The organism is Corynebacterium sp. SA-MJD20WY100, from assembly GCF_039822565.1.
GTDB lineage: Bacteria > Actinomycetota > Actinomycetes > Mycobacteriales > Mycobacteriaceae > Corynebacterium > Corynebacterium phoceense_A.
In genome coordinates this window covers 1-14,762 of the sequence record NZ_JBCJKS010000014.1, presented here as the reverse complement: position 1 = coordinate 14,762, position 14,762 = coordinate 1, and the positions used below count along the sequence as shown (strand labels likewise).

Genomic DNA, 14,762 nt, shown 5'->3' with positions numbered 1-14,762 from the left:
CAAAGGGCGACGTTCAGCTTAAGACTTAACGGAAGTTGAGGTAAGACTTCGACGGCGTGGGACCGCGCTGGCCCTGATACTTCGAGCCGAGCGTGCCCGTGCCGTACGGGTTCTCCGCAGGCGAAGACATCTTAAAGATCGCCAGCTGGCCCACCTTCATGCCGGGCCACAGGGCGATGGGCAGGTTCGCTGTGTTCGACAACTCCAGCGTGATGTGGCCAGAAAAGCCCGGGTCAATAAAGCCCGCCGTGGAGTGCGTGAGCAGACCCAGGCGACCCAATGAGGACTTGCCCTCAAGACGACCCGCGAGGTCCGCCGGCAGCGTGAACTTCTCGTACGTCGCGCCGAGCACGAACTCGCCCGGGTGCAGGATGAAGGACTGATCCTCTTCCACCTCGACCAGGCTGGTGAGATCCGGCATCTCTTCTTTCGGGTCGATGTGCGTGTAGCGCGAGTTATTAAACACGCGGAAGAACTTGTCTAGGCGCACGTCGACGGAGGACGGCTGGACCATCTCCGGGTCGTACGGCTCGATAACGAGGGACTCGGAGTCTAGGGCGGCACGGATGTCACGATCTGAAAGAAGCACGTCCTACATCTTACGCGGTGCGTTTCCGTGTCGCGGCGGGGGCGGTGCTAGACTGTCGGAGTTGCTAAAACTTCTAGCAGCAGTGCCGACGTAGTTTAATGGTAGAACTTGAGCTTCCCAAGCTTACGGCGCGGGTTCGATTCCCGTCGTCGGCTCATTCCGAAAGCGGCCCTGAACTTGTTATTTAACAGATTCCCGGCCGCTTTTTGCATGCGGTCGTAGCGCTAAGATTCCACAGTCGATCCACACGCGACGTACTGTTCATACGATCTCTACCGACGCGCCATGTCGACGAACTATGGTGATGCGGTCTCACTCCCACAGACCGAAGGATCCTCATGCTCCCTCGCCGCGTGTCTCCCACTGGGCAAGACGAGCGATCATTCGAAGTCACATATCGACGTGCCTGGCGATGCCCCCTCCTGCACCGGCAGCTCCGCAGGCAGCATCTTCGCCGTCATCGCTGCGGTCGTCGGCGTCCTTGCCTCGTTCAGCACTGCTGCTGGCTCCTCCCTGCCGCAGCTGCGTGAGATTGCCAAGCAGTTCGACATCACGCTGCCGTTATAGTACCGAGTCCGATACCCCAGGAAGCTCCCAGCAACTGCCAGGAAACGCGTAGCCACGGCTACGACTCTTGCAAGAACGGTGTCCCATAATGTGTTTATGCGTTTGAGAGGCGCATACCTGAGAGAGATAGAGAGAGCCCCGGGTCCCGGGGTGGCGGCGTGAGACACCGCCAATGGGACACCTTTCGAGAGAGATAGAGTCACCTCGAGCCCCGGCCTTACGGTCGGGGCTCGAGGTGTTTTTCACTCCGCCCATCGATAGCCACAACGTCCGAATAAGATCCGAAATTTTCCATTTTTCGGGTCTTATTCGGGCGTTGTGGTCAAAGGGTCTACCGAGCGAACTTCTCGTCCGGCGTCGCGGACAGACGCGCGGTCGTGGGGCTCATTCCATACGGAGGCGTCTGGAAAGCGCCCTTGCCGTCGGTCTCTTTGACGTGTTCGGAGAGCGCCATGAGTTCATCCTTAACACCAGTGTGGACTCAACGATGCTCCTCCTTGTCCGCCGCATGCACGAGCGCGGCATACGCCCCAGCGCGCGCCATGAGCTCGTCATGCGAGCCAACCTCAACCACGTGCCCCTCGTCAAGGACCGCGATCTGGTCGGCGTCCTGAATGGTGGACAACCGGTGCGCGATGACCAGGCGCGTGGCGTGCGCATCGAGGACAGTTTCCTGGATCGCCTTTTCCGTCTCGTTGTCCAGCGCGGACGTGGCCTCGTCAAGAATCAAGATGGATGGCTTACGCAGCAGCGTGCGCGCCAGCGACAGGCGCTGCTGTTCGCCGCCCGAGAAGCGGTAGCCGCGCGAGCCCACCATGGTATCGAGGCCTTCGGGAAGCGCTGCAATGACGTCGTCAACGCGGGCGGTCTTCAGCGCGGCCCACAGCTCGTCATCCGTCGCAGCAGGAGCAGCGAAGAGCAAATTATCCCGTACCGTCGCGTGAAGCAGGTAGGTCTCCTGGGAGACGACACCCACCATGTCGGCGCGGTCGGAAGCAGAAATCTGAGACACCGGCACGCCGCCAATCGTAACGGTGCCCGAGGTCGGGTCCGCCAAGCGCGCGAGCAGCGAGGCCACCGTGGACTTGCCGGAACCGGTGTGGCCCACCAGCGCCGTGGTGGTGCCGGCGGGGATATCCAGCGACACGCCAGCAACCGCGTCAACGTCGGCGCCCGGGTACCGGAAAGAGACGTTCTCGAAAGCGACATCAGCGGAGGCAGGCACACGCGGTACAGAAGGCTCCACCACATCCGGCTTCAGATCCAGGTACTCGAAGATACGGCTAAACAGCGCCATGGACGCGACCCACTGGGCGGAGACGTTCAGCAGGCCCGTGACCGGTCGGAAGATCTGGGTCTGCAGGGTGGAGAATGCGATCAGAGTACCGATGGAAATCCCCTGCCCCGGCCAGCCCGCCACGAGGTAGATGAGGGCGGGGATGATGCCGAAGATGACCTGCAGCGTCGCCATGCGCCAACGGCCAGCAAGCTGCTGCTCGATTTCCAGGTCGATGAGCTCGTGCGAGACGTCATAGAACTGCTCATACACGCGCTCTTGCGCGCCGAGCGTGTTGGTCAGACGCACGCCGGAGACGGAGAGGTTCTCCGAAATCTGCTGCTGCATGACGGCCTGAGCGCGCTGGTGTTTTTCGGTCACGCGGCGGCGCAGGAGCGCGGCTTGGCGCGTGAGATAAATGGCTGGCGGCAACGTCACCAGGGAAAGCAGCGAAAGAGTCGGTGAAAGGGCCACCATAGCCACGATGGTCGCAATCGTGGTGGTCACGTTCGTCGCGATAGACGTCGCCGTCGTCGTCACGACGTTGCGCATGCCCGCCACGTCGTTGGTGAGGCGCGACTGCACCTCACCGCCGCGGTGGCTCGTGAAAAAGTCGAGCGACTGGCGCTGCAAGTTGCGGAAAACGTCGGTGCGCAGCGTGTGCATGATGGTCTGCCCCACGCGCGTAGACAGGAACGTCTGAATGACGCCGATGCCCTGCGTGAGCACCGTGAGCCCAATCATCGCGGCGACGAGCCACGCAAGCAGGCGCAGGTCCTGGTTCGGAATGGCCTCGTCCACGGTGCGGCGAACAAGGAAAGGCTGCACGACGGTGAGACCAGAAGTCGCGACGATGAGCGCCACAACGACGCCGAGCGTGCCCACGTGCGGGCGAAAGAGCGCCGCGACGCGCGAGAAATGGACGGGCGCGAGGGCGAGTTGTTCAAGGTCCTCGGCGGATTTTGTCTGGGTGGAGGTGCGCATAGTCCCCTTTTACTGTAGTTACTTCATAATGTAGTCAACCACACTAAAGGTGATAAAATTCCCGGCATGACGGAAAGCTTCGAACTCGGCGAGATGACCACGCAGCTCGCGCGCCTTATCCGCCGCCGCAGCCGCCAGCTCCCCCTGGCGCCGCACCAGCACCGGGCCCTGCGCATTATCGCGCACCAGCCCATCCGCCCCGCCCAGCTTGCCGATGCCCTCTCGGTCACCCCCCGCGCCATCACCGACGTCGCAGACGCACTCGTGGAGCAGGGGCTCATCTCCGTCGGCGCGGATCCCACTGACCGGCGCGCGAAGCTGCTCACCATCTCCCCGCGGGGCGCGGAGTATCTCGAGTCCACGCGCGCCGCTCGCGCGCAGATCGCCAGCGAACTCTTCGGCACGCTCAGCCCGGACGAGCGCGAACAGCTCGGCGCTCTACTCCAACGGGTCCTCGCAGCCGCCGAAAACTACATGGCCCCTCGAGGGCCAGGTAGAAGCTAGGAGCAGGTGACGATCGGAACCGGGTCGTAGACGGTGGTCTGCGTCTCGGAGGAAATCTGGTTGCCGGACAGATCCTTGATAATGCGCGTATCCGAGGTGGTAAAGCCCGGCGCACCGGAGGACGGCGAGCAGTCATCGGTGACGGTCATCCTAGTGGGCTGCGTCGTGGCCCAGCGGCCGTTGTTCACGGACTCGACGTTGACGGTCTTCACGCCCATGAGGCGGACGGTGATCTGGCCGCCGCCGAAGGACGTATCGATGCGCACCGGGTGGTCTGAGGTGTTCTTAAACTGCAGGTCGATGGCGCCTTCGTAGACGGTGGCCTCACGGCCGGCCGGGTAGCGCGAGATGTAGTAGGAGTGCGGGGTGTGCGCGACGTCTTCCATGCCCGCGAAGTAGGACGCGTTGTAGAGCGTCGTGGCGAACTGCGAGATGCCGCCGCCCACGGCCGTGCCCGCGTGGCCATTGATGATGATCCCGGACTCGACGTACCCCTGCGCCGTGCCGCGCGGACCGGTGTAGCCGTTGAGCGAGAAGGTCTCACCCGGGTTGACCACGGCGCCGTTGACGGTCTGCGCAACGATTCGGATGTTCTCGCCCGAGGGGCCAGAAAAACCGCCGGTGGAGAACTCGCCCACGACCTGGTCGAAGGTCGAGGCCTCGGCTTCTTCCGTGGTGAACGTGGCCGGCTCCGGCTTGTACGCCGCCTCCCACTCACGGTTGTCGTCGCTGCGCACACGGGAGTCGAAGTCTTTCATGGTCTCTTCCCAGTTGACGACGTTGCCGTCCTGGGACGGCGTGACGGACTTGCCGCCGCCGGCGAAGCTCACTTTGGCGTTCTCGCCGGGGACCTCGGACTCCGCAAGCTGTGCAGCAAGCAGCTCCTGCGCCTTCGCGTCGTCGATATTGAGAACGAGCTTGCCGTCCTTCGCGGAAATCGAGACGAACTGCGCGATCGCGCCGCGGTCGAGCGTCGCCGTGACGTCCTTGTCCCCCTTGACCACGAGGTTCTTATCGAGCGCGGTCTTCGCCTCGCCCTTTTGCATGTCCTCGATGACCTGGTCATTGATGGCAGGTTCGACGACTTCCGGTTCCACCTCGACGCCGGCGGGGTCGAGCCAGTCGGCTTGGACGGCATCGGAAAGCTGAGCGGGGTCGACCGTCTGGCCGAGCTTGGGGTCTGTGACCTTGAAGTCTGCGTTCTCGATGGCCAAGGCGCCATCGACGGGAGCGATGGACAGCTCGCCCTTGACGCGCTCGAGCTCCTTGTTCAGCGCGGCGTCATCGACGTCCACGGCGACGGGCTGCTCGCGCGGGTCCATAAAGAAGGACGCGAGGCGCGTCAACGGATTGAGCGAGGCGTCAGGAATGCCGTCCACGGCTTTCTGGAAGTTCATAGCGAGGCCGGAGGCAGACGGCAGCAGTTCGCTGTGCTTCTCCCCCGCGCGCACGGTAACGACCTGACTTTCGATGCCGCCGAGCTCCTTCTGGAGCTTGTCCACCGCGGCAGTGCGCTCCATGGACGAGATGTCGACACCGCCCACGCTCGTCGCGCGCGGAACTTTGCCCTGGTTCTGGGCGATATCGAGGGCATATGCGACCCCGGCGAGCACCAAAAGCCCCAGCACCACCGCGAGGGTGATGATGAGTCCCTTAGACTTGCGCTTTCCTACTGCTTTCTTCACAACACTTAAGGTTATCGTTTGAAGCGCGAAAACGTTAGCGCGGGGCGAGTCCAGCCGCAGAATGTGCGACGGCATCCGCGAAACGCTGCTCCGGAATGATACCGACCTCCACCGCACCGACGACCTGGTCGATGATGAAGTTGATATCCGTGGCCGTCGACCACAGTGCCACATCCGCGCCCGAGGCGAGCGCCGTGACGATGGCCTGCTCTGGGGTATACCGGCTGGTAATCGCCGCCATACCGGTGAGGTCATCGGTGAAAATCCGGCCGCCAAAGTGCTCGCGGGTGCGCAGCAGGTCATACGCCGCGGGGTTGAGACTCGACGGCGTGACGCCATTGCCCAGCCCCGGCACGACCATGTGTCCGACCATCGCATCCGCGCGCGGTTCGCTGGCCAGCGCGCCGTCCCACGGCACGATATCGAAGGCTTCCATCTCCGGCAGCGGCGGCGTCACTGCGGCGCCCAGGTGCGTGTCACCGGAGGCGCGGCCGTGGCCCGGGAAGTGCTTGAACACGGCGTCGACGCCCGCGTTTTCTAGGCCGCGCGCGAACGCGGCGCCGTACTCGCCGGCGCGCACAGGGTCCGTGGAATACGCACGGTCACCCACCACGTCGAGGTCCGCGCCGCCCACGTCGAGCACGGGCGCGAAGTCCAGCGTGATGCCGTACGCGGCGAGCGTCTGGCCAATCTGGAACGCGGTGCCCTCGACCTGTTCGGGCGTGCCGTGCGCCATCTGCTGCGCCGACGGGTAAGACCCGAGAACCTCCGAGAAGCGCTGGACGCGGCCGCCCTCGAAGTCGATGGAGACCTCAAAGTCACGGCCCACAGCCTCCCGCAGCGCGTGCAGGTCACGGCCCGGCTGCGTGAGCAGACCCGGGTCAGCCCAGCTCACGATAAAGATGCCGCCCACACCGGCCTGCAGCTTAGCCAGCGCGTCGTCGTAGTTGACCACGGCAGGCATGAGCAGTGAGGCCGCCGCCGCGCGGCGCTGCTCCGGTGGGACGAGCGGGTTGGCAGCGGGAGTGTCCGGAACTGCCGATGAGGGGTCGGACGGAGCGGCGGAAGAAGGTGCAGGCTCAGACGACGTCGGCGCCGGTGACGGGCTCGCCAGAACTCCCGCACTCACGGACTCGAGGGAGGCGGGCGAGGGCTTTTCGCCTGGCGGGTCGCAGGCTGCGAGCGCCGCCGCGGACGCGACGACGGCGAGCGCGAGAATTTTCTTCATTATTTCTCAGTATGGCGTACGAGTGAAAATCTCGCATGCATAAGGTCCTCCTCGGCGCGCGTGGGGCGCTAGGCTGGGGGACCATGAACGGTCAGACCATGTTGATTGCGTACGACGGCTCCGAGCGAGCGGACCGCGCCATCGAGTATGCGGCGCAACTGCTGCGCCCGGGCATCGTGGAGATCCTCACCGCGTGGGAGCCCGCCGCGCGCCAGGCGGCCCGCGCCCTGGGCCGCACGGGCTTGCACCAGTCCACGTATGCGCCCGATGACGCGGCGCAGGAAGAAGACCCAGCCTACGAGGAAGCCATGGCCGTGTGCCGCAAGGGCGTCGCCGTTGCGGAGAAGCTCGGCCTGGCGGGCCGCGCGCACCTCGTCGAGGTCGTCACCACCACCGCAGAGGCGCTGGCCGATGCCGCCGAGGAGCTCGACGTCGACGTCATTGTCACCGGCACCCGCGCGCTCACCGGCTTTAAGGCGTGGTGGAACGCGTCGACCGCGGACCAGCTCGTGCGCACCGCGGGCCGTCCCGTCCTCGTCGTCCCGCCGGAGCCGGACGACCCGAACGACGCCAACTACACCGACACCGCCGAATAATCGGCGGACCTGCGTGAGCAGGCTGCTAGGATGTGGCCTTATGGCACTTGAATCCGACTCCATGACAAAGCGCACCCTCGGCCCGGCCGTGGGCTCCGCGGTGGTCGGCATCGCGCTCGGCATCGTCGCCATCGTGGGCATTGCCCAGTTCAGCGGCCAAGACACCATCCCGTCCTCGGCGGCGGTCTCTGCGGATGATGCTTTGCTCGGCGGCCCGGAATACGGCTCCCGCAACTAGCTTGACCCAGCTTTTCGCGCGCCCCTGGGCGGCGCATGCGGCCGGGTGGCTCCTCGCCGCCCTCCTCGCTTTCACGCAGCCGTGGGGCCGCGTCGCGGCCGATACGAAGCACGATCTCGCCGCCAACCCCGCCGGCTTCCTCGCCGGCGCCGCGCACGCGTGGACGGACACCTTCACCCTGGGCCAGCTCCAAAACCAGGCCTACGGCTACCTCTTTCCCCAAGGCGCATTCTTCGCGCTTTCCGATGCCCTCCCCGACTGGGTCGCGCAGCGCGCCTGGTGGACCCTCGTGCTCGGCGTGGGCTTGTCGGGAGCGCTCGCGCTCGCCCGGCGCGTAGGCCTCGCCACGGCGCCGGCCTGCCTCGCAGCCGCGGCGTTTGCGCTCTCGCCGCGCACGCTCACGACGCTCACGGCGATTTCCTCGGAGACGTGGCCGGTCATGCTCGCGCCGTGGGTCGTGCTGCCTTTCCTTCCGCGGGCCGACGGGACGCGGTCGAGCGCCTGGCGCACGGCGGCCGCAGCGACGCTGCCGGTTGCCTGCATGGGCGCGGTCAACGCGACGGCGACGCTCGCGGCCTGCGTCCCGGCCGCCCTTGTGGCGCTTTACTATCACCGCCGGGCGCTGCTGCCGTGGCTCGCCGGCTGCGCGCTGGTGAGCGTGTGGTGGATCGGTCCGCTTCTCATCCTGGGCCGCTACGCGCCGCCGTTTACGGACTACATCGAGTCGTCGTTCGTCACGACGCGCTGGCTCAACCTCGCGGAGATCCTGCGGGGCACCACGAGCTGGTCGCCCTTCGTCGACAATGAGCGCCTCGCTGGCACGCTGCTCGCCACCGAGCCTTTCTTCGTCCTCGTCACGGCGCTCGTCGCCGCGGTGGGCCTGGCGGGACTCACCAAGACCCCGCGTGTATGGACCGCGATGCTCCTTGTGGGCGTCGCGGTCCTCGGCTGCCACTACGCGGGCTACCTCGATTTCCTCGACGGCTCCGGCGCGGCGCTGCGCAACGTCCACAAATTCGATCCGCTCGTGCGCCTGCCGCTCGCGCTCGGCGTCGGCTTCGCGTTCACCGCCCTCGGCACGCTGAGCAACGTCGGGCAACGCGCGACGGCGCTGGTGGCCGTGGTGCTGGTGGTGGGGGCATCGGCAAGCCCGGCGTTCACGGGCCGGCTCTTGCCGCGCGGGGCGTACGAGGCGGTGCCGCAGTACTGGCAGGACGCGGCGGATTTCCTCAACGCCCATGCGCAGGGCACGCGCACCCTCATTGTCCCCGAGCGTTCTTTCGCGCGCGAGGACTGGGGCTGGACGCGCGACGAGCCGCTCCAGCCGCTGCTCGACGTGCCGTGGGCCGTGCGCGACGCCATCCCGCTCGTGCCGCCCGAGGCCATCCGCGGACTCGACGGCGTCATGGCCGCGCTCCAGGCGGGCGACGCCTCGGGGCTTACGCGCCTAGGCATCGGCGCGCTCGTCGTCCGCCACGGCGTGGACAAGCACGGCGCGCTCAAGGACGTCCCGGGCGAGGTCCACACCTTCGGCGACGTGGACGTCGTCCTCCTCAACGAACGGCCGGACATGCTGCTCGGCTCCACCGACCCGGTACGCGTTGCCGGCGGCGGCGAGTCCCTCGCCTTCCTGCCGGGCGGGCCGTACTCCTTGGTGGACGCGGACGCGGACGTCGTCACGGACACGCCGCTGCTCGTGGACCGCAACTTCGGCACGCTCGACGGGCCGGTCTCCGCGCCGCTCACCGCGGACGAGCCGACACACTCGCACAACGCGGAACGCGACTACCCGTCTGCGGGACCGCGCGTCACGGTCGAAGAACGCGGCGGGCATGTGCGGGCCTCGAGCTCTGCCGCGGACGCAAATGCCCTGGGCGGGGCGCGTCCGGCGCACTCGGTGACCGCGGCGGTGGACGGGGAGGATTCCACCGCCTGGTGGCCCGCGCCGGGCGATACCGGCTGGCTGGAACTCGAAGGCGAGTTCCCGGCGCGCTCGACGCTCACTTTGACCGCGACGGCAGAGACGACCGTGACGGTCCGCAACGGCGACGCCTCCGTGGACGTCAAGCTCGGCGAAGAACCCACCGAGGTCCGCATCCCCGGCGGGGCCGCGAGCGCGGTGCGGGTCGAGCTCCACGAGCGCGTGGGTCTCGCCAACGCACAGGTCGAGGGCCACGAGATCACCCGGACCGTCGTCGTGCCGGATAGCTCGCCGAAGGTGCGCGCGTTCCTCTTCCAGCGCGCCGTCGTAGACACCGGCGTGCTCATCCGCGAGTTCACCGCCCCGCGGGACATGTCGCTAAAGCTCGACGCGGACCGCCCCGTGGACATCGACGGCGAGACCTACGAGCCCGGCGCGACCGTCCCCATGGACGCGGGCACGCACGAGCTGCGCACCCGGGCGAAGGTCGTGCGTCTCGGCGAGACGGACGCAGGCGCGTACACCCCGACCGGCCGGGACATCGCGGCCGCTGACACGGACCGGCTGCTCGTCACCACGCGCGCATTCAATAAGGGCCTGCGCGGCAACCTCGGTGACACGGAGCTCGAGCCCCGCGAGATCGACGCCGCGTCCCAAGCCTTCGTCATCCCGGCGGGCGCGGCGGGCTCATTCCGCATGGAGTTCGCCGGGGAGCGCGCCTACCGTCTCGCACTGCTGGGTGGCGGTTCCCTCGCACTGCTCACGGTGGCGGGTTGCCTGCTCCTTCTCGCTCGCCCGCGCCGCGGTTACGTCGCATACGCGGCGCGGGTTCCCGTTCCGCTCCTGGCGCTTGCGGCGCTGGCGGCGGCGGGCCCGGCGGGGCTTGCTGGGGGCATCGGCGGCTTCGCGGCGGCACGGTGGACGACGCTGCGTCCGAGCTGGCTGTCTGCCGGACTCATGGCCACCGCGGGCCTCATCCTCGCGCGCGGGCCCTGGGGCTCAGGCCACTACGCGGGCGATTTCTGGCTACTCGCGGCCTTCGCGGGGGCGAGCCTCGGCGCGTTGGCCGCCAGCCACGCGGACGCGGGAACCTCGACCCAGTAGTAGCTCGCCGCCGCGATGGGAATGGTGAGCGCGGCCGTCGCGATAAGCACGAGGAAGAAATAGCCGGAAAAGAGTGGCAATCCGATGAGCGGAAAGACGATCCACAGCACCGCGACGTGCCAGAGGAAGATGGCATACGACCACAGGCCAAGCCGGCGCATGAGCGGGGATTCCAAGACGCGCGAGCGCGTGCCCAGCGCGTAAGGCACGACGATGGCCGCGGCGAAGACGGCGCCCACTACGACGCGGCGGGCAAACTCGCCGGGCGTGGGGTGGGTAAGTCCCTGCGGTCCGAACCACTCCCGGGAACCCAGCCACACGCACGCCGCGGCCAGCAGCCAGAACGGCCACGCGCGGCGCGGGGCGCGAACGCGGCCCTCGAGCTCCGCGGCGGCCATGCCCACGGCGAACCACGCGGCGTACGCGGGCGGCCAAATCTGCGCATTGACGCCGGTGAAGTCCTCAATGGGGGCTGCAACCCACGCCCAGCCGAGACTGAGTGCTGCGACGGAGCCTAGGACGATCAGGCGTGCGCGCAACGACCGGAAGGACGGCAGCCACGGCAACACGAGATAGAACGCGAACTCCACGCACAGCGACCACAGCTGGGTCACGCCGGAGGCCAGCCCGTCCGGAACGTAAATCTGGGTCGCGGTGAGCGTGGACAGGACCTGCACCACGGAGAAGGACGCGCCGGGCAAAGCGAGGAACACCACGGCGACGCAAACCCAATACGCAGGCATGACGCGGCGAAAGCGCGCGAGGTAATAGCCCGCCAGCGAGTGCGCGTCGCGGCGGCGCCACAGCACGAAGGCAGACAGAGCGAAGAAGACCGCCACGAAGTAGTCGAGCCGTTCGGCCCAGGCCCAGCCTGTGGCGGTCTGGAAGCTCACGTGCGTGACGAGCACGCCCAGCCCCGCGACCGCGCGCAGGCCGTCTAACGCGGGTAGGTGCTGCGGTAAGGTATTGGCCATCGTCTGCCCAACTTAGCACCAAAGGATGTTCCCCTATGGCCCGCTCGCCCTTGCCGTGGCTCGTTATCGCCGCGATCCTCGCGCTGCTCGCGGGCGTGCTCGTGCCCTCGCTCGTGGTGGGACGTTCCATCCGTCTCGCCGACGACGTGGAATTCCACGCCGTCACTGAACCAGCCGCGGTCCTCGTGGAAACCGGTGCGACCACCGTGCGCATGGACAACACCTACATCACCTCGCCGAACGAGGAGGATGATGCGCTGGTCCAGCTCGACACCACCAAGGATTTCTACCGCATGCCCGAGGGCCAGCCGGAGAACCGATCCGCGCATCTGTCCGCCTCGCTCACGCTCAACCGCGAATCCGCCTATCCGGAGGCGGGTCACGCGAGCCACCAGTCCTTCGCGGTGCGGCAGCTCAACCTCGGCGCGTCCATCGACAACGGCGACATGGAGGGGCTCACCGCGTTCTTCCCCGCCGACACGGAGCAACGCTCCTACCCGTACTTCGACTTCATCGCGCAAGAGGCCGTGCCCATCGACTACACGGGCAAGTCCAAGCGCGGCGGAATCGACGTCTACGAGTTCCACCAGCACATCGACGCCCTGCCGGCCCAAGACATCCTCGCGCGCACGGCCGAGTACGCGACCGAAAATGATCCCACGTTCACCCCAGAAGATCTCCGCCGCCGGGGTCGCGCCGGGGATTTCTACACGAACGAGGAACTCGCCCACTTCGGTCTGAAGAAGGACACCGCCGTGGTCCTCGACTCGTTCTATTCCGTTGATCGCACCGTCACCGTGGACCCGGCGACGGGCACGATTCTCGATCTCGATGAGAACATCTCCTTCGTCTGGGCCACGGACGCCAAGCAGGCGCGCGATACCTCGATCCCGCCCGAGCGCCGCGCCGTCTTCGTGGGCGATCTGCACTGGGACCAGACCACGCAGGACGCCGCGCTTGAGCTCGCGCGCCCCACGGTCCGCCTCCACAAGGCCATGGGCTTGGTGAGCTGGGTGGGCAAGGGGCTTGCTGTCGCGCTCCTCGCCGCCGCGGGGCTCACGTACCTGCGCCGCCGCGACCATGTTTAAGCGCAGCTGGCCCGTCCTCTGGGGTGCTGCGCTCGTGCTCGCGGTGACCTGGCCGTTCCTCCTGCCCGGCTCCGAGTTCCTCTGGCGCGACATGGCCGTGCCCGAGACCTTCGGGCTCACCCCAGCCAATTTCGGCGCGGGCGACCTTGCCGCACGCGCCGCACCCCAGGACGGCGTCTTCGCCCTCTTCTCCACGCTCCTTCCTGCACCGTTCCTCCTGCGCGCGCTCGTCGTCTCTGCCGCCGCGGCCGCCGCCTGGGGCGCATGGCTGCTAGCGCCCACTACGCCCGCGATGTTCCTCGCCGTCATCAATCCCTTCACCGTCGAGCGCCTCCTCCAGGGCCAATGGTCGTTGGCCGTCGCCGCGTGGCTGCTCGTGCTCCTCGCCGCCGCAGGCTTGCGCGGCCGCCCCTACCTCGCGTGGGCCGCGCTCTTCGGCGCCTCGCTCACGCCCACTGGCGCGCTCCTCGGCCTCGCCACAGGCGTCGCCACGGTCAAGGGCCGCCGCCTGGCCACCGCGGGCCTGGGCCTCGCGGTCTGCGTCCCCTGGCTCGTGCCCGGGCTCATCGACTCCCTCCACCCCGCCCCGCTTTCCGATGCCCCCTCCTCCGTCGCCGCCTTCGCCCCCCGCGCCGAGGCTGGCGCCGGGACGTTGGGCTCCCTGCTGCAGCTCGGCGGCCTATGGAACGCGGACGCGCTCCCGGCTTCGCGCCAGGCGGGCTTCGCAGTCTTCGGGTTTGGAGTGCTTGCCTGCGTCCTCGTGGGCCTGCGCCGCGTGCCGTGGCCGCTGCTCGCGCTCGGCGCGGCGGGCCTGGGCGGGGCGATTGGATGTTGGCTGCTGCCGGACGTACTCGCGAGCGTCATCGACGCCTTCCCCGGCGCCGGCATCCTCCGCGACTCTGGCAAGCTCGTGGCACTGGCGCTTCCGGCCTACGTCGCTGCACTCGGTGCGCTCGACCGGCGCGGCATCATCGCGGCGCTTATCTGTCTCGTGCTCCAGATGCCCGACGCCGCGACCTCCGTGAGCGTCCTCGCCCCGCGCGAGTCCTCCATCGACACGCGCCTCGTGGGCGAGCTCTCCGGCCGCGCGGCCTTCTTCGCGGACCGGCCCAACCTCGTCGAGGTCACCGCCCAGGACGGCACGCGTGCACCTGCTGTGGACCCGTATTCCAAGGCCGTGGCGCAGATTGCCTCCGGCGAGCTCGTCGTGGACGGCCAGGTCGTCGACACGCCCTCGCCTCGTTGGGTCGCCGCCCGCACCGCGTGGGAGGCCCGCGATACGGCCGAGCTCGAGCGGCTCGGCATCGGCGCCGTCGTCGAGGACGGCCGCGTCGTCACCACCACCAACGCCCCGGCTCCAGGCGCGCCGTGGGTTCTCACCGTCGCGTGGCTGCTCCTGCCGCTCGCGGTGCTCCTCGTCGCCGCCTTCCGGCGCGCCTCCGCCGAGTAATCCACAGGCTAGGTGCTCATGGTTGCCCACTCAATTGTGCACAAGCCGAGTTATCCACAGATCTGCACGACCATCGTTGCAGGCCTTGACAGGTTTTTATAGCGTCAAAGACATGAACTCTTTCGTCTCTCGGCTCAAGGAAGAAAACGTCGACTCCTTGCGCGAACTTACAGGCTGGCGTCGCACCGACTACTGGCACGCCGGCCTGTCGACCGCCGACGCCGACTTCTACATGCCCCTCGTGCGCACCTTCTGGGAAGCCTCCCATCCGCGCATCAAAGAGGCCCGCGACGCCGCCCGCCGGCTTGGCCACGGCATCCGGGTCCTCGCCAAAATCGACCGGCTCGCCAAGAAAGGCGACAACCCCAACGACCTGCGCGTGGTGTTGTGCGGCACTGTGGAGTCGAAACTCGACGAGGTCGCAGCGCAACACACCACCCCACCAGAAACCAAGAACGAGGCCACCGTCGGCGTCTCCCAAGACGGGCGCAACCGGCTGGTCATCCGCTCCACCGAAGCGTGGCTTATGGACTATATCCATGGGCTGCCCGGGGTGGA

The 14,762-nt window shown here is 67.4% G+C and carries 14 protein-coding genes and 1 tRNA gene; 9 read left to right on the top strand and 6 right to left on the bottom strand.

Going from position 1 to position 14,762, the window contains the following annotated elements:
- Nucleotides 1–25: 25 nt before the first annotated feature.
- Nucleotides 26–589 carry a dCTP deaminase gene (gene dcd, locus ABJ196_RS08610; protein WP_257070456.1) on the bottom strand — a complete coding sequence of 188 codons (564 nt, stop codon included), beginning with the start codon at nucleotides 587–589 and terminating at the stop codon, nucleotides 26–28.
- 84 nt (nucleotides 590–673) lie between these two features.
- Between dcd and ABJ196_RS08605 the strand changes: the two genes are divergently transcribed.
- Both ABJ196_RS08605 and ABJ196_RS08600 read left to right on the top strand, forming a co-directional pair.
- Nucleotides 674–744 (top strand) — tRNA-Gly (locus tag ABJ196_RS08605).
- A 130-nt stretch (nucleotides 745–874) separates the two neighbouring features.
- Nucleotides 875–1,156 carry a hypothetical protein gene (locus ABJ196_RS08600; protein WP_347306228.1) on the top strand — a complete coding sequence of 94 codons (282 nt, stop codon included), beginning with the start codon at nucleotides 875–877 and terminating at the stop codon, nucleotides 1,154–1,156.
- A 331-nt stretch (nucleotides 1,157–1,487) separates the two neighbouring features.
- Here ABJ196_RS08600 and ABJ196_RS08595 read toward each other — a convergent pair whose 3' ends face one another.
- On the bottom strand, nucleotides 1,488–1,610 hold the full coding sequence (locus tag ABJ196_RS08595) for a hypothetical protein (protein WP_347306226.1): 123 nt from the start codon (nucleotides 1,608–1,610) through the stop codon (nucleotides 1,488–1,490).
- A 27-nt stretch (nucleotides 1,611–1,637) separates the two neighbouring features.
- A complete protein-coding gene (locus ABJ196_RS08590) occupies nucleotides 1,638–3,416 on the bottom strand; it encodes an ABC transporter ATP-binding protein (RefSeq protein WP_347306224.1) in 1,779 nt (592 codons plus the stop codon).
- 66 nt (nucleotides 3,417–3,482) lie between these two features.
- On the opposite strand from ABJ196_RS08590, the gene ABJ196_RS08585 reads away from it, so the two are divergent.
- Nucleotides 3,483–3,920 carry a MarR family transcriptional regulator gene (locus tag ABJ196_RS08585; protein WP_347306222.1) on the top strand — a complete coding sequence of 146 codons (438 nt, stop codon included), beginning with the start codon at nucleotides 3,483–3,485 and terminating at the stop codon, nucleotides 3,918–3,920.
- Here the strand turns inward: ABJ196_RS08585 and ABJ196_RS08580 are convergent.
- Together ABJ196_RS08580 and ABJ196_RS08575 are read right to left on the bottom strand one after the other, a co-directional pair.
- Entirely contained in the window at nucleotides 3,917–5,605 is a 1,689-nt protein-coding gene (locus ABJ196_RS08580) for a VanW family protein (protein WP_347306220.1), read from the bottom strand. The genes ABJ196_RS08585 and ABJ196_RS08580 overlap by 4 nt on opposite strands.
- A 34-nt stretch (nucleotides 5,606–5,639) precedes the next feature.
- Nucleotides 5,640–6,833, bottom strand: coding sequence for a glycoside hydrolase family 3 N-terminal domain-containing protein (locus tag ABJ196_RS08575; RefSeq protein WP_347306218.1), 1,194 nt, complete (start codon nucleotides 6,831–6,833; stop codon nucleotides 5,640–5,642).
- A gap of 83 nt (nucleotides 6,834–6,916) precedes the next feature.
- Here ABJ196_RS08575 and ABJ196_RS08570 point away from each other — a divergent pair, with 83 nt between their 5' ends.
- The 3 genes from ABJ196_RS08570 to ABJ196_RS08560 are packed head-to-tail and all read left to right on the top strand — an operon-like array spanning nucleotide 6,917 to nucleotide 10,692.
- Nucleotides 6,917–7,429 (top strand): universal stress protein, encoded by a 513-nt coding sequence (locus ABJ196_RS08570; protein ID WP_347306216.1) that lies wholly within the window; start codon nucleotides 6,917–6,919, stop codon nucleotides 7,427–7,429.
- 40 nt (nucleotides 7,430–7,469) lie between these two features.
- Nucleotides 7,470–7,667: a DUF2613 domain-containing protein gene (locus tag ABJ196_RS08565; RefSeq protein ID WP_347306214.1), complete on the top strand. Its 198-nt coding sequence runs from the start codon at nucleotides 7,470–7,472 to the stop codon at nucleotides 7,665–7,667.
- A 1-nt stretch (nucleotide 7,668) separates the two neighbouring features.
- Nucleotides 7,669–10,692, top strand: a complete 3,024-nt coding sequence (locus tag ABJ196_RS08560) for an alpha-(1->3)-arabinofuranosyltransferase family protein (RefSeq protein WP_347306212.1) — start codon at nucleotides 7,669–7,671, stop codon at nucleotides 10,690–10,692.
- Here the strand turns inward: ABJ196_RS08560 and ABJ196_RS08555 are convergent.
- Nucleotides 10,596–11,666 carry an acyltransferase gene (locus ABJ196_RS08555; protein WP_347306210.1) on the bottom strand — a complete coding sequence of 357 codons (1,071 nt, stop codon included), beginning with the start codon at nucleotides 11,664–11,666 and terminating at the stop codon, nucleotides 10,596–10,598. The genes ABJ196_RS08560 and ABJ196_RS08555 overlap by 97 nt on opposite strands.
- A 35-nt stretch (nucleotides 11,667–11,701) precedes the next feature.
- Here ABJ196_RS08555 and ABJ196_RS08550 point away from each other — a divergent pair, with 35 nt between their 5' ends.
- From ABJ196_RS08550 to ABJ196_RS08540, 3 genes are all read left to right on the top strand, one after another.
- On the top strand, nucleotides 11,702–12,754 hold the full coding sequence (locus ABJ196_RS08550; RefSeq protein ID WP_347306208.1) for a porin PorA family protein: 1,053 nt from the start codon (nucleotides 11,702–11,704) through the stop codon (nucleotides 12,752–12,754).
- Nucleotides 12,747–14,204: a hypothetical protein gene (locus tag ABJ196_RS08545; RefSeq protein WP_347306206.1), complete on the top strand. Its 1,458-nt coding sequence runs from the start codon at nucleotides 12,747–12,749 to the stop codon at nucleotides 14,202–14,204. Before ABJ196_RS08550 ends, ABJ196_RS08545 begins: the two co-directional genes overlap by 8 nt.
- A 112-nt stretch (nucleotides 14,205–14,316) precedes the next feature.
- A partial coding sequence (locus tag ABJ196_RS08540) for a hypothetical protein (protein ID WP_347306204.1) occupies nucleotides 14,317–14,762 on the top strand: 446 nt, incomplete at its 3' end.

Bases quoted from the DNA above. Each gene is read 5' to 3' on its own strand.
- ABJ196_RS08570 (WP_347306216.1), top strand. From the start codon at position 6,917: ATGAACGGTCAGACCATGTTGATTGCGTACGACGGCTCCGAGCGAGCG.
- ABJ196_RS08565 (WP_347306214.1), top strand. From the start codon at position 7,470: ATGGCACTTGAATCCGACTCCATGACAAAGCGCACCCTCGGCCCGGCC.
- ABJ196_RS08555 (WP_347306210.1), bottom strand. From the start codon at position 11,666: ATGGCCAATACCTTACCGCAGCACCTACCCGCGTTAGACGGCCTGCGC.
- ABJ196_RS08575 (WP_347306218.1), bottom strand. From the start codon at position 6,833: ATGAAGAAAATTCTCGCGCTCGCCGTCGTCGCGTCCGCGGCGGCGCTC.
- ABJ196_RS08550 (WP_347306208.1), top strand. From the start codon at position 11,702: ATGGCCCGCTCGCCCTTGCCGTGGCTCGTTATCGCCGCGATCCTCGCG.
- ABJ196_RS08600 (WP_347306228.1), top strand. From the start codon at position 875: ATGTCGACGAACTATGGTGATGCGGTCTCACTCCCACAGACCGAAGGA.
- ABJ196_RS08585 (WP_347306222.1), top strand. From the start codon at position 3,483: ATGACGGAAAGCTTCGAACTCGGCGAGATGACCACGCAGCTCGCGCGC.
- ABJ196_RS08595 (WP_347306226.1), bottom strand. From the start codon at position 1,610: ATGGCGCTCTCCGAACACGTCAAAGAGACCGACGGCAAGGGCGCTTTC.
- ABJ196_RS08545 (WP_347306206.1), top strand. From the start codon at position 12,747: ATGTTTAAGCGCAGCTGGCCCGTCCTCTGGGGTGCTGCGCTCGTGCTC.
- ABJ196_RS08590 (WP_347306224.1), bottom strand. From the start codon at position 3,416: ATGCGCACCTCCACCCAGACAAAATCCGCCGAGGACCTTGAACAACTC.